Genomic DNA, 13266 nt, shown 5'->3' with positions numbered 1-13266 from the left:
CCGGTGGCGGCGGGCAGGGCGAAGGGGTGGTGCCCGTCCCGCCGGGGCGCCCGGGCGTCCGGCGGCCCGCCGTCGGGCCGCCGGTGCGCGGCGGCTAGACGGCCATGCCGTAGACGATGGTGAACAGCGTGCCGAGGGAACCGATGATGAAGACGCCGGTGAGGCCGGCCACGATCAGGCCCTTGCCCTGCTCGGCGCTGAAGGTGTCGCGGAGTGCGGTGGCGCCGATGCGCTGCTTGGCGGCGCCCCAGATGGCGATGCCGAGGCAGATCAGGATCGCCACCGCCATGATGACCTGCACCATCACGCGGGCCTCGTTGCCCAGGGTGCCGAACGGTCCCCAGTCGGGGGCGATTCCGCCGATGATGGTGGTGATGTCGCCTTTTTCGGCCGCAATGAACATGTGTGAACTCACCGCCCCTTCATGGGTAGTTGCCAGTCCGTGCCGTTCGGCACGGGTCCAGTCTCCATCTTCGCTGACGAAGACGCCATCAGATGTCGACTTGGCGGCTTTCTTCGACGGATCCGGTGCGGGTGTCGTGTGTGCGGCCCCGTCCGTCGCCCGCCGCCTCCCCTTGTCTCACCGTGTGTATCACGCGCGATAACGCTGAGCAATGACTGTCGGGTCGGGGCGGTGTCCGCCGAGGTGCGGCCCAAGGGGCGGGGTGGGGAGGGCGGTTCGGCCGGTCCGCGGTGGCGGCGGGCGGATGTGACGGGAATCGCACACCGTTCGAAGCGCCCCGTGCGCCGGATCGTGCACCGTGGTGCGGCGGCAAGGCGCGCGGTGGCCGGCGAAAGGGCTGTGAACCGGGCCTGAATGGGGGAGGGTTGTGGGGTGCGGAAATTCTGGATGGCCAGCGGGCTCGGGGTGGGGCTGATGCTCTGCCTGGTCGCCCTGCTCGTGATCGGTACGTATGGGGCGGCGGCCGGGCTGGCGGGGGCCGCGGGCCGGGCGGTCGGGCTCGCCAAGGGGGCGGTGCCGGCCGCATACCAGTCGCTGGTGCAGAAGTGGGGGACGCTCTGCCCGGCCATCAACCCGGCTCTGCTGGCGGCGCAGCTCTACCAGGAGAGCGGCTGGAACCCGCATGCGCAGAGCCCGGCGGACGCCCGTGGCATAGCGCAGTTCATCCCGGGGACGTGGGCCACCCACGGCATCGACGGCAACGGCGACGGCAAGAAGGACATCTGGGACCCGGAGGACGCCATTCCGTCGGCCGCCTCGTACGACTGCGAACTGGCCGGTTATGTGAAGGGCGCGGCGGGCAGCGCCACCGAGAACATGCTCGCCGCGTACAACGCGGGCGCGTACCGGGTCATCCAGTACAACGGCGTGCCGCCGTACCGCGAGACGCAGAACTACGTGAAGACCATCACGACCCTGGCCAAGAGCTTCGAGGCCCCGGTCGGCCCGGTGGCGTCCTCCCGGCAGGCCGCGGCCGCCATCTACTACGCCCAGGGCAAGCTCGGCACGCCCTATCTGTGGGGCGGCAACGGAACGGCCGACCAGGGCGGGCGGTTCGACTGCTCGGGGCTGACCAAGGCCGCCTACCACTCGGTGGGCATCGAACTGCCGCGGGTGGCGAACGACCAGTGGAACGCCGGCCCGCACCCGAAGCGGAACGAGTTGCTCCCGGGCGACCTGGTGTTCTTCGCCTACGACCTGAACGACCCGCGGTCCATCCACCACGTGGGCATGTACGTGGGCGGCGGGTACATGATCAACGCGCCCTACACCGGCGCGGTGATCCGGTTCGACAAGATCGATACGCCGGACTACATCGGCGCCACCCGCGTGACGTCGGATGGCGCGAAAGCGCTCCCCGTCGCGAACGGCGGGTGAACATGAGTCCTGGACTGCGGTGACCGACCAAGCTTCGATAACGTCCTGGTGATCATCCCGTGGAGAGTGGAACGCCGGGGGTGAGCGCCACGTTCCCCTGGCGTAGGGGGCACGGCAACGCTCGCGGCGGGTAGGCAGTAGGCAGTACAAGCTCGACGGCCACACGGATCGGCAACGGGGGTTGGTAGCACTGGGCGGCGCTCGCACGGCGCGCGGAAGATAAGGGGCCACGGTAGATGGCTGGACTCGCATTCGAGGGGCCGAACCCCGACGTCGACGTGCTCGACGGCATCAACGGCCTCGCGAAGCACGCCCCGCAAGGGGTGAACCGCGCGATGGAGTTCATCGGTGAGTACGGCATCATCGCCGCCCTCGGAGTGCTGTGTCTGATCGCCTGGTGGTCCGCCCGCCGCCGTCCGGAGGGGCCGGCCGCGATCGCCGGGCTGGTCTGGGCACCGCTGGCCGCCGGACTGGCGCTGTTGGCCAACGTCCCGATCCGCGGATTCGTCCAGCGGCCGCGGCCGTTCAAGGACCACGCCGGCCTGACGGTGCTGATCCCCGGCAAGAGCGACTTCTCGTTCGTCAGCGACCACGCCACGCTCACCATGGCCGTCGGCGTCGGCCTGTTCATCGCGCACCGCCGGTTCGGCCTGATCGGGATCGGGCTGGCGCTGCTCGAAGGGTTCTGCCGGGTCTACATGGGCGTCCACTACCCGACCGACGTGGTCGGCGGGTTCGCCCTCGGCACGGCCGTCGCCCTGCTGCTGGCGCCGCTCGCGCAGGCGGTGCTGGTGCCGATGATGACGGCGGTCGAGCGGTCGCCGCTGGCCTGGCTGGTCCGGGCCGGAGGGCGGCCGGCGGAGCCGGTGGCGGCCGGCCGGGGCGCGGAGCCCGGACCGGTGGTGGCCGCGGAGCCGGCGCTGCGCCATCAGGACGAGCGGGACAAGGACCTGGCGGCCTGACACCCCCGGTACGGCCCCGGCGGTCCGGGCGCCCGGCGCGGGGCGTCTGACGGAGCGTAGGGCGATGGCCCGGTCCCCATGGAAGGGGGCCGGGCCATCGGCGTTCGGTACGCGCCCGGGGCGGGTCAGAGGGCCTGGGCGAAGGTGCTGAACAGCCGCTGCGGGTCGTAGGTCTGCTTGACCTTGTCGAGGCGGGCGGCGGCCGTCCCGTAGTAGGCGGACTTCCAGTCGGACAGGCCGGCGTCGGTGTAGTTCTGGTACGCCGCGCCCGAGGAGTGGCGCCGCATCGCGCCGTGGAAGGCGTCCAGCCAGGCGGTGCCGGCGGCACCGGAGCCGCCGGCCGGCCAGGACGCCAGGTACTGGGCGAGGAAGCGGGAGCGGCGGTGGACGAAGGCGGTGTCGCCGGTGCCCACGCGGTTGATGGCGCCGCCCAGCGCGGTCAGCGCGACGTTGCCGGTGACGCCCTTGCGGCCGCCGCTCTCGATCTGCGTCAGAAGGGCCTGTATGCCCGCCGCGGACAGCGAGCGGTCGAAGAAGTGCGAGCGGGCCGCGTAGGTCTCCCGGCCCAGCTTCCCCTCCCCGGTGTGGCCGGGGAGGGTGCCGGGCATGTGGCACTGGGCGGTGGACTTGGAGGAGCAGCCCGCGTACGCCTCCATCGCGTCCAGGTAGCCGATCGGGGTGAGGCTGACGTGGGTGGCCGGGCCGGGGCCGCCGGGCTGGTCGGCGAGCTTGTCGACGGCGTTCTGGAGGTCCCGGTAGCTGCCGAGGGAGAAGGCCGCGACGGAGACGGCCGGGGTGTTGCCGGGGCGGGCGTCGAAGTGGGCGGTGGACCATATCTCGTCGGCCTGGTCCGGGCCCCACTTCTGCCAGGAGCCCAGCACCGCCGCGGCCTTCGCCCACGGCCAGGTCATGTACCCCATCACCGCGCGGGGCGCCGGGTGGGTGCGGAAGCGGAGTTCGGTGACCACGCCGAAGTTGCCGTTGCCGGCGCCGCGCAGCGCCCAGAAGAGGTCGGGGTGGTGGTCCTTGTCGCAGTCGACGGTCTTGCCGTCGGCCGTGACGACGGTGGCGCCGACCAGGCTGTCGCAGGTCAGGCCGTACGCCCGGGACACCACGCCGTGGCCGCCGCCGAGGGTCAGGCCGGATATGCCGACGGTGGGGCAGGAGCCGCCGGGGACCGTGACGCCGTGCGCGCCCAGGCCCTCGTAGACGTCGATGAGTTTGGCGCCGGCGCCGATCCGGGTGATGCCGCCGGACGGCGCGCCGACCTTGTCGAGCGCCGAGACGTCGATGACGAGCTTTCCGTCGCCGCTGGAGAAGCCGGCGTAGGAGTGGCCGCCGCTGCGGATGGCGACCGGGGCGTTGTAGCGGCGGGCGAAGCCCAGGCATTCGGCTATGTCGCCGGGGTGCTTGACGTAGGCGATGGCGGATGGCTTCAGGGTGTCGAAGCGGGTGTTGTAGAGGCGTCGGGCGGAGGCGTAGGAGGCGTCGGAGGCACGTATCAGGTCGCCGTCGAGGCTCTTGCCGAGTGCGCTCCAGGCCGTCTGGGTGGCGGTGGTCTTGGCGGCGGCCGCGGTGTTCATGGCGCCTCCGATCCCGCTGCCGGAGGCCGCCGCGGCGGGGCCGCCCGGGGCGTCGCAGCCGGTGGCCAGGGCGAGGGAGGTGGCCGCGAGTCCGCCGCCGGCCGTCAGGAGTGTGCGCCGCTTCACTGGGATGAATCCCCCTTGGTTGTCGTACGGTCCGGCCCCGGCCCGCCGGTCGTCCGGCGGGTGGTCGCGGGGTGTGTGCCGGGACACCGCACCGGCGGGGGCGGCCGGGCACATCCCCGTTGTGCCGTTCCGTCCGGTAACGCGAGTGAAGTCCGTTGCCGCGCGGTGCTGTTGTGTCCTCACTACCCAGATGCGGCGCGGGGGGTGGCGGGTTCCCGGAACGGACCGGGTCATTCCACCGGGCGTCCCGGGGCGGTGCCGGGGCCGCTCTGCGCAGCGGCCTGGTGACGCTCGGCATCGGTCCGCGCCTGGGAGCGGGCGCGGCGGGCCATCCCGGTCCAACCGCAGTCGCAACGAGCCAGGCAGAAGGAACCGCGCTCGGTGGTGAAGGCGCGGTGCGGGGCGGATTCGGGCACCCGGCCACGCTAGCCCCTGTCGGTGCACTCCGTCCCGCGGGGCGGACTGCGGGGCGGGCTGCGGGGCGGACGGCGGGGCCGCCGGCGGGGGCGGCGCCCCGGGTGCCGTTGCGTGACGAGGCCCCGGAACGGTCGTTGAACGGATCGGTCGACGCACCGTCAGACGAGCCGGGGGCGGAACGTCCGACCGTCCCGAGCGGACCGGCCGGCCCAGGCGGTCCCGAGCACAGCGGCCGAGGGGGCTCGTACGCATGGTGGTGCAGGACAGGCGAGGCGGCGCGGTCGCCGCGGCCGTGGCGTGCGGGACGGGGCTGATGGCGGGGCTGCTGGCGACGGGCTGCTCGCCGGAGGGTGCCGCGGCGGACGACCAGGCGGCGCCCAAGCGGGCGGCGGCCGCGGTGGACCTGCGGCGCAGCGCCGAGGCGCTGGTGCGGGCCGGCACCGCCAAGGTGCGGACGGCGATGGAGACGGTCAGCGGCGGGACGCTGGTGGCGATCCGGGGGACCGGGGGCTACGACTTCGCGGCCGCCAGCGGGCAGCTGCGGGTGGTGCTGCCGGACCTGAAGGGCAAGCCCGGCGGCGGCCACCAGCCGATCACCGAGATCCTGGCGCCCGGCGCGCTGTTCATGAAGAACCGGGGGGCGGGGGTGCCGGTCGACAAGTGGGTGCGGGTGGACACCGCGGCGCTGTCCGACGGGAACCTGGTCACCGGCGGGGCGACCGACCCGCTGGCCGCCGCCGAACTGCTGCGCGGCGCGCGGGAGGTGACGTTCCAGGGGGAGGAGCGGCTGGGCGGGGTGGTGGTGCGGCACTACCGCGGGACGACCGATCTGGCCGCGGCCGCCGGGCGGGCGTCGGCGCGGACCAGGCCGGCGCTGGTGGCGGCGGAAAAAGGGTTCACCACCGTCGTGGTGCCGTTCGACGCGTACCTGGACGACGCCGGACGGCTGCGCAAGGTCCGCGAGCGGTTCCGGTTCGCCAACGGCGCGCCGGCGGGGGCGGCGGTGACCTCCACGACCGTGCTGTACGGGTTCGGCACCGAGGTCGCGGTACGGCTGCCGGACCGGCGGGACATCTTCACCGGCAAGATCGCTTCGGCGTCGTCGTAGCGGGCGTGCTCGCGGATCGCGCCCTCGGGGGCCGGGTCTCCGGAGGCGGGGTCCCCGGTGGCCGGCGGGAGCGGAAATGGTCCTTCCGTGTCATGTGCGGGACGGGCGGGATCCCTACGCTGGCGGTAACCACCGAGGCGTGGGAAGGCGCTCGAAGGGAGGAGGTGTCGGACGTGCCCGCCCATCGCCATCCGACCGTTCAGGACCAGGTCGCCCTCACCGAGATCGACCTCACCGGTGAGTTGATGATCGCGGCGGCGGCCGCGAGCGAGGACCGGCTCAGCAACGACCGGATCGACGAACTCCTGCACGTGGCCGGGGTGCCGCGCCGGGACGGGTCCGACCGGGGGGTGCCGGACACGCCCTGACGCGCCCGGCTCCGCGGCGGTCAGCTCCGCAGCATCCGCTCGATCGCCTTGGTCGCCTCCTGGACCTTGGCGTCGATGGCGTCCGGGCCCTTGGTGGCGGCGTCGGCGACGCAGTGCCGCAGGTGCTCCTCCAGCAGTTGGAGGCCGAAGGACTGCAGGCCCTTCGTGCTCGCCGAGACCTGGGTGAGTATGTCGATGCAGTAGACGTCTTCTTCGAGCATGCGCTGGAGGCCGCGGATCTGGCCCTCGATGCGGCGCAGTCGCTTGATGTGCGCGTCCTTTTGCTTGGCGTAGCCGTGACCGCCCGGCGCCGGATTTTCCACAGCGGTATCGGTCACAGATCCGGGCCCGGTGCGGGGGTCGGATTCCGGCTGGGGGCCGTGGCAGGCCGCGGCGGCTGCGGTGCCGCCGCTGGTGCCCGCGTCCGTGGTCGTCATGGCCATCTCCCGTGGTATTGAGGCGATCCGTATACCCCCGGCGGGTATATCGTACCGAAGTTTGCGGGCACCCGCGGTACCCCGTGCAGAGCATGCTGCCCGATGGGCGACACTGAAGGAATGCCGGTTAGCTGTGGCTGGATGATGCGCCTAGCATCAACTCGACCGAATCCGATGCACCCCGAGGATTTCACGTGCGCTTTCGTCTGACCCCCAGGGAGACGAGCTTCTACGACATGTTCGCCGCTTCCGCGGACAACATCGTCACCGGCTCCAAACTCCTGATGGAAATGCTCGGGGCGGACGCCTCCGCACGGGCCGAGATCGCCGAACGCATGCGGGCGGCAGAGCACGCGGGGGACGACGCGACCCACGCGATCTTCCACCAGCTGAACTCCTCGTTCATCACGCCGTTCGACCGCGAGGACATCTACGCCCTCGCCTCGTCGCTCGACGACATCATGGACTTCATGGAGGAGGCCGTCGATCTGGTCGTCCTCTACAAGGTCGAGGAGCTCCCCAAGGGAGTCGAGCAGCAGATCGAGGTGCTGGCGCGGGCGGCCGAGCTGACCGCCGAGGCGATGCCGAACCTCCGCACGATGTCGAACCTCACCGAGTACTGGATCGAGGTCAACCGTCTGGAGAACCAGGCCGACCAGATCCACCGCAAGCTGCTGGCCCACCTCTTCAACGGCAAGTACGACGCCATCGAGGTGCTCAAGCTCAAGCAGATCGTGGACATCCTGGAGGAGGCGGCGGACGCGTTCGAGCACGTCGCCAACACGGTCGAGACCATTGCGGTCAAGGAGTCCTGAGCCCCGGCCATGGACACCTTCGCGCTTGTCGTGACCATTGCGGTCGCGCTCGGTTTCACCTATACCAACGGCTTCCACGACTCGGCGAACGCGATCGCGACCTCGGTCTCGACGCGGGCGCTGACCCCGAGGGCCGCGCTGGCGATGGCGGCCGTGATGAACCTCGCCGGTGCCTTCCTGGGCAGCGGCGTCGCCAAGACGGTCAGTGAAGGGCTGATCGCCACTCCCCACGGTGCCAAGGGGATGGGCATCCTCTTCGCCGCGCTGCTCGGCGCGGTCGTCTGGAACCTCGTCACCTGGTACTTCGGGTTGCCCTCGTCGTCCTCGCACGCGCTGTTCGGCGGCATGGTCGGTGCCGCGCTGGCCGGCGGCACGACGGTGATCTGGTCCGGGGTGATCTCGAAGGTCGTCCTGCCGATGTTCATCTCGCCGGTGATAGGGCTGGTGCTCGGCTACTTCGTGATGGTGCTGATCCTGTGGCTGTTCCGTAAGGCCAATCCGCACAAGGCCAAGCGCGGTTTCCGCATAGCGCAGACCGTCTCGGCGGCGGGCATGGCGCTCGGGCACGGCCTCCAGGACGCCCAGAAGACCATGGGCATCGTGGTGATGGCCCTGGTCATCGCCGATGTCGAGAAGGCCGACGACGCCATTCCGCTGTGGGTCAAGCTGGCCTGCGCGATCACCATGTCGCTGGGCACCTACGCGGGCGGCTGGCGGATCATGCGGACGCTGGGCCGGCGGATCATCGAGCTGGACCCGCCGCAGGGCTTCGCCGCGGAGACCACGTCCGCCTCGGTGATGTACGTGGCGTCCTTCATGTTCCACGCGCCGATCTCCACCACGCACGTCATCACCGCCTCGATCATGGGCGTCGGTTCGACGAAGCGGCCGCGTGCGGTGCGCTGGGGCGTGGCCAAGAACATCGTGATGGGCTGGTTCATCACCATGCCGGCCGCGGCGCTGGTCGCCGCCCTGGCGCTCTGGCTGATCAAGCTCGCGTTCGGCTGACGTACCCGGTGCCGTCCCCGCGGACGGTGCGCTTCGACGCCAAAGGGCCCGCCCCCCGGAAGGGGAGCGGGCCCTTCGTCCTGTGGTGGCACCGCCATGCAGCACCGCAGGACACCGGGGGCGGCCGACGGGAGTGCGGCGGCCTAGCCGAACCGTCCGGAGATGTAGTCCTCCGTGGCCTGGACCGACGGGTTGGAGAAGATCCGCTCGGTCTCGTCGATCTCGATCAGCTTGCCGGGCTTGCCGACGGCCGCCAGGTTGAAGAACGCGGTGCGGTCCGAGACCCGCGCGGCCTGCTGCATGTTGTGCGTCACGATGACGATCGTGAAGCGCTCCTTCAGCTCGCCGATCAGGTCCTCGATGGCGAGGGTGGAGATCGGGTCGAGCGCCGAGCAGGGCTCGTCCATCAGCAGCACCTGCGGCTCGACCGCGATGGCGCGGGCGATGCACAGCCGCTGCTGCTGGCCGCCGGAGAGGCCCGAGCCGGGCTTGTTCAGGCGGTCCTTGACCTCGTTCCAGAGGTTGGCGCCCTTGAGGGAGCGCTCGACGATGTCCTTGAGCTCGCTCTTGCGGTACTTGCCGTTGAGCCGGAGGCCGGCCGCCACGTTGTCGAAGATCGACATGGTGGGGAACGGGTTGGGGCGCTGGAAGACCATGCCGACGGTGCGGCGGACGGCGACCGGGTCGACGCCGGAGCCGTAGAGGTTCTCGTCGTCCAGCATCACCTTGCCCTCGACGCGGCCGCCGGGGGTGACCTCGTGCATGCGGTTCAGGGTGCGCAGGAAGGTCGACTTGCCGCAGCCGGAGGGGCCGATGAAGGCGGTCACCGAGCGCGGCTCGACGGTCATGGAGATGTCGTCGATGGCCTTGTGGGCGCCGTAGTACGCGTTCAGGCCGCTGACGTCGATTCGCTTGGCCATGGAAATCACTGCTTCTTTCGTGGTGGGGCTGGTCAGCGGCCGGGCTGACCGGGATGGTCGGACTGCACTTCGCTTCCGCTCCGGCCGGGTGCCACGCCCTCGTTCCTCGGGCGCGCCCCCCGGCCTCCGCTGCAGCTCAGTTCGTCCTCCGCGGGGCCTTCCAGCGGGCGATGCCGCGGGCCACCAGGTTGAGGACCATGACGAAGGCGATCAGCACGAGTGCCGCGGCCCAGGCCCGGTCGTAGGAGGCGTCGGAGCCCTGCTGCCACTGCTGGAAGACGTAGAGCGGCAGGGACTGCTGGGCGCCGGCGAAGGGGTTGTTGTTGATCGTCTTGGCGCCCCACACCAGCAGCAGCACCGGGGCGGTCTCGCCGGTGATGCGGGCGATGGCGAGGACCACGCCGGTGGTGATGCCGCCGATCGAGGTCGGCAGGACGACCTTCAGGATCGTGCGCCACTTCGGGACGCCGAGGGCCAGCGACGCCTCGCGCAGCTCGTTCGGGACGAGCTTGAGCATCTCCTCGGTGGAGCGGACCACGACCGGCATCATCAGGATCGCCAGCGCCATCGAGCCGGCGAAGCCGGACGGGCCGAAGCCGAGGATCAGGATCCACACGGAGAGGACGAACAGGCCGGCGACGATCGAGGGGATGCCGGTCATCACGTCGACGAAGAAGGTGACGACCTTGGCGAGCGTGCCGCGGCCGTACTCGACGAGGTAGATCGCGGTCAGCAGGCCGAGCGGGGCGGCGATCAGGGTCGCCAGGCCGACCTGCTCCAGGGTGCCGATGATCGCGTGGTAGACGCCGCCGCCGGGCATCGCGTCGGGCAGCGTGCCCATCGAGTGGGACAGGAAGTAGCCGTCCAGGACCTTGGTGCCGCGGGCGACGGTCTCCCACAGCAGCGAGGCGAGCGGGACCACGGCGAGCAGGAAGGCGGTCCACACGACGGTGGTGGCGAGCCGGTTCTTGGCCTGGCGGCCGCCCTCGACGGCCGCGGTCAGCAGATACGTCCCGAGGATGAAGAGCAGCGCGGCGATCAGGCCCCACTGGACGGTGGAGTCCAGGCCGGCGGCCAGCCCGATGCCGCAGCCGGCGGCGACGGCGACCAGGGCGAGGACCGGCAGGGTCCAGCGGGGCAGCCGGGACTGCTTGAGCGCGAGCGGGGTGCGGGGCTCGGTGGCCTTGCGGTGGCGGTGGCTGGTGGCGACGGTCATGAGGAGGCCCCCGAGTACTCCTTGCGGCGGGCGATGATCAGCCGCGCCGCGCCGTTGACGAGCAGGGTGATCACGAAGAGGACGAGGCCGGAGGCGATCAGGGCGTCCTGGCCGAAGGTGTCGGCCTCGTTGAACTTGCTGGCGATGTTCTGGGCGAAGGTGCCGCCGCCCGGGTCCAGCAGGCTGGCGTTGATCAGGAAGCTCGGGGAGAGGACCGTGGCGACCGCCATCGTCTCGCCCAGCGCCCGGCCCAGGCCGAGCATGGAGGCGCTGATGACGCCGGAGCGGCCGAAGGGGAGCACCGACATCCGGATGACTTCCCAGCGGGTGGCGCCGAGGGCCAGCGCGGCCTCCTCGTGGATCCGCGGGACCTGGAGGAAGACCTCCCGGCTGACGCTGGTCACGATCGGCAGGATCATGATGGCGAGCAGGATGCCGACGGTGAACAGCGAACGGGCGGCCCCGTCGCTGTAGCTGAAGATCCCGGTCCAGCCGAGGTAGTCGTTCATCCAGCCGTACAGGCCGCCCAGGTGTGGGACGAGGAAGAGCGCGCCCCACAGGCCGTAGACGATGCTGGGGACCGCGGCGAGCAGGTCGATGACGTAGCCCAGCGGCGAGGCCAGTCTGCGGGGCGCGTAGTGCGAGATGAACAGCGCGATGCCGACCGCGACCGGCACCGCGATGAGCATCGCGATCAACGAGCTGGCGATGGTGCCGAAGGCGAGCACCGCGATGCCGAACTTGGGCTCGGTGCCGACGGCGTTCCAGTCGAGGGTGGTGAAGAAGTTGCTCTTGTCCCCGGAGATGGCGAGGACCGAGCGGTAGGTGAGGAAGGCCGCGATGGCGGCCATGATCACCAGGAGGACGATCCCGGAGCCCCGGGAGAGGCCGAGGAAGATCCGGTCGCCGGGGCGGACCGCCTTGCCGGACACCGATCCGGTGGCCGGTGGCGGTGGGGGCGTTGCGGTGGTCGGGTGTGGTGAGTAGTCCATGGGTTTCTCCGGTCTGCGGAGCCCTGCGGGGGCTCCTGCGCGGCGGTGCACCGGATGGGCGGCGGTCCCGTGGTCACCGGGACCGCCGCCCGGCGGGTCAGGAGAGCGTGGCGACGGTCTTGCGGACCTTGTCGGCGATCTCGGTGGGCAGCGGGGCGTAGCCGAGGGCCTTGAGGGCGGCCTGGCCGTCCGTGCTGGAGACGTAGGTGAGGAAGGACTTGGTGGCCGGCAGGGTCTCGGCCTTGTTGCCCTTGTCGCAGGCGATCTCGTAGGTCACGAGGGTGATCGGGTACGCGCCCTCGGCCTTGGTGGTGTAGTTCAGCTTCAGCGCCAGGTCGTTGCCCTGGCCGGCCGGCTGGGCCTCGGCGATCGCCTTGGAGGCGTTGTCGACGGTGGCCTCGACCGGGGCCTTGGCGCCGGTGTTGATCTTGACCGTCGGGATCTTGCTGGCCGTGGCGTAGGACAGCTCGAAGTAGGAGATCGCGCCGCTGGTCTGCTTGACCTGCGAGGAGACGCCGGCCGAGCCGGACGCCGCCTGGCCGCCGGTGCCCTCCCACTTCTTCGCCGGCTCGTGCTTCCAGGCACCGCCGGAGGCGGCCTTGAGGTACTTGGTGAAGTTGTCGGTGGTGCCCGAGTCGTCGGAGCGGTGGAACGCCTGGATCTTGAGGTCGGGGAGCTTGGCGCCCGGGTTGAGCTTCTTGATCGCGGGGTCGTTCCAGTTGGTGATCTGCGAGTCGAAGATCTTCGCCAGGGTCGGCGCGTCCAGGACGAGGTTGTCGACGCCGGGGACGTTGTAGCCGACCGCGATCGGGCCGCCGACCATCGGCAGGTCGATCGCCTGGCCGCCCTTGCAGAGCGTCTTCGACTTGGTGATCTCCTCGGGCTTGAGCGCCGAGTCCGAGCCGGCGAAGGCGGTCTGGCCCTGGAGGAAGGTGGTGACACCGGCACCGGAGCCGGTCGGCTGGTAGTTGATCTCGGTGCCCTGGCAGGCGCCCGAGTAGTTCTGCACCCAGACGTCCATGGCGTTCTTCTGCGCCGACGAGCCGGAGGCGAGCAGCTTGCCCTTGCCGTCGCACTTGATGTTGGCCGCCTTGGCGGAGCTGCCGCTGCCGCCACTGCTTCCGCTGGTGTTGTCGGAGCCGCACGCGGTCAGGGCCAGGGCACCGGAGACGGCGAGAGCGCCAACGGCGAGGGCGCGAACCCGGTTCTTGCGCTGAAGCTTCACTGTCGAGAGTTCCTTCCTGGTGCGCGCCGTTTCCTCGGCGTGCGGGTGGTGACGGGACGGGGCGGTGTCGCGTTGCCTTCCGGCGTGCCGCGCACTCGGTACGGCCGAAATTAGGCAGATCAGGTGAAGCGGCCGATGGGGCGGAGTGAACGCACGGTGAACCTCGGCCGTCGGCTGTGTGCGGCCCGGAGGGGTGCGGGAGGCCGCCCCTGGGGCCACGGCCGGGGGCGGCGGGCGCGGTCCGGGGCG

Annotated in this window: 14 protein-coding genes; 6 read left to right on the top strand and 8 right to left on the bottom strand. The window is 71.0% G+C overall.

The window, feature by feature from the left end; translation table 11 throughout:
• Positions 1–94: 94 nt before the first annotated feature.
• A complete protein-coding gene (locus CG747_RS36055) occupies positions 95–403 on the bottom strand; it encodes a hypothetical protein (RefSeq protein ID WP_039634054.1) in 309 nt (102 codons plus the stop codon).
• Positions 404–835: 432 nt separating this feature from the next.
• Here CG747_RS36055 and CG747_RS36050 point away from each other — a divergent pair, with 432 nt between their 5' ends.
• Entirely contained in the window at positions 836–1840 is a 1005-nt protein-coding gene (locus tag CG747_RS36050; RefSeq protein ID WP_100606103.1) for a bifunctional lytic transglycosylase/C40 family peptidase, read from the top strand.
• 236 nt (positions 1841–2076) lie between these two features.
• A complete protein-coding gene (locus CG747_RS36045) occupies positions 2077–2802 on the top strand; it encodes a phosphatase PAP2 family protein (RefSeq protein WP_100606102.1) in 726 nt (241 codons plus the stop codon).
• 125 nt (positions 2803–2927) lie between these two features.
• Here CG747_RS36045 and CG747_RS36040 read toward each other — a convergent pair whose 3' ends face one another.
• The gene (locus CG747_RS36040) at positions 2928–4511 is read right to left on the bottom strand and encodes an FAD-binding oxidoreductase (RefSeq protein ID WP_100606137.1); all 1584 of its coding nucleotides are present in this window, start codon (positions 4509–4511) and stop codon (positions 2928–2930) included.
• A gap of 230 nt (positions 4512–4741) precedes the next feature.
• Positions 4742–4927, bottom strand: a complete 186-nt coding sequence (locus CG747_RS36035) for a hypothetical protein (RefSeq protein WP_100606101.1) — start codon at positions 4925–4927, stop codon at positions 4742–4744.
• A 251-nt stretch (positions 4928–5178) separates the two neighbouring features.
• On the opposite strand from CG747_RS36035, the gene CG747_RS36030 reads away from it, so the two are divergent.
• Both CG747_RS36030 and CG747_RS36025 read left to right on the top strand, forming a co-directional pair.
• The gene (locus tag CG747_RS36030; RefSeq protein ID WP_100606100.1) at positions 5179–6036 is read left to right on the top strand and encodes a hypothetical protein; all 858 of its coding nucleotides are present in this window, start codon (positions 5179–5181) and stop codon (positions 6034–6036) included.
• A gap of 164 nt (positions 6037–6200) precedes the next feature.
• Positions 6201–6404 carry a hypothetical protein gene (locus tag CG747_RS36025; RefSeq protein ID WP_100606099.1) on the top strand — a complete coding sequence of 68 codons (204 nt, stop codon included), beginning with the start codon at positions 6201–6203 and terminating at the stop codon, positions 6402–6404.
• Positions 6405–6424: 20 nt separating this feature from the next.
• Here CG747_RS36025 and CG747_RS36020 read toward each other — a convergent pair whose 3' ends face one another.
• Positions 6425–6841, bottom strand: a complete 417-nt coding sequence (locus CG747_RS36020; protein WP_100606136.1) for a metal-sensitive transcriptional regulator — start codon at positions 6839–6841, stop codon at positions 6425–6427.
• Positions 6842–7035: 194 nt separating this feature from the next.
• Here CG747_RS36020 and CG747_RS36015 point away from each other — a divergent pair, with 194 nt between their 5' ends.
• Both CG747_RS36015 and CG747_RS36010 read left to right on the top strand, forming a co-directional pair.
• Complete coding sequence (locus tag CG747_RS36015) at positions 7036–7656, top strand: DUF47 domain-containing protein (protein WP_100606098.1); 621 nt, start codon at positions 7036–7038, stop codon at positions 7654–7656.
• Positions 7657–7665: 9 nt separating this feature from the next.
• Positions 7666–8664, top strand: a complete 999-nt coding sequence (locus CG747_RS36010; RefSeq protein ID WP_100606097.1) for an inorganic phosphate transporter — start codon at positions 7666–7668, stop codon at positions 8662–8664.
• A 143-nt stretch (positions 8665–8807) separates the two neighbouring features.
• On the opposite strand, the gene pstB is transcribed toward CG747_RS36010, so the two are convergent.
• From pstB to pstS, 4 genes are all read right to left on the bottom strand, one after another.
• Positions 8808–9584, bottom strand: a complete 777-nt coding sequence (pstB, locus tag CG747_RS36005) for a phosphate ABC transporter ATP-binding protein PstB (RefSeq protein ID WP_100606096.1) — start codon at positions 9582–9584, stop codon at positions 8808–8810.
• Between the two features lie 136 nt (positions 9585–9720).
• Positions 9721–10800, bottom strand: coding sequence for a phosphate ABC transporter permease PstA (gene pstA, locus CG747_RS36000; RefSeq protein WP_100606095.1), 1080 nt, complete (start codon positions 10798–10800; stop codon positions 9721–9723).
• A complete protein-coding gene (pstC, locus tag CG747_RS35995; protein ID WP_100606094.1) occupies positions 10797–11792 on the bottom strand; it encodes a phosphate ABC transporter permease subunit PstC in 996 nt (331 codons plus the stop codon). The genes pstA and pstC overlap by 4 nt, the downstream gene beginning before the upstream one ends.
• Positions 11793–11889: 97 nt before the next feature.
• Positions 11890–13017, bottom strand: coding sequence for a phosphate ABC transporter substrate-binding protein PstS (gene pstS / locus CG747_RS35990; protein WP_100606093.1), 1128 nt, complete (start codon positions 13015–13017; stop codon positions 11890–11892).
• Positions 13018–13266 lie beyond the last annotated feature (249 nt).

The sequence above is a fragment of the Streptomyces sp. CB02959 genome, assembly GCF_002803155.1.
Lineage (GTDB): Bacteria > Actinomycetota > Actinomycetes > Streptomycetales > Streptomycetaceae > Streptomyces.
This window is presented reverse-complemented; position numbering and strand designations above follow the sequence as displayed.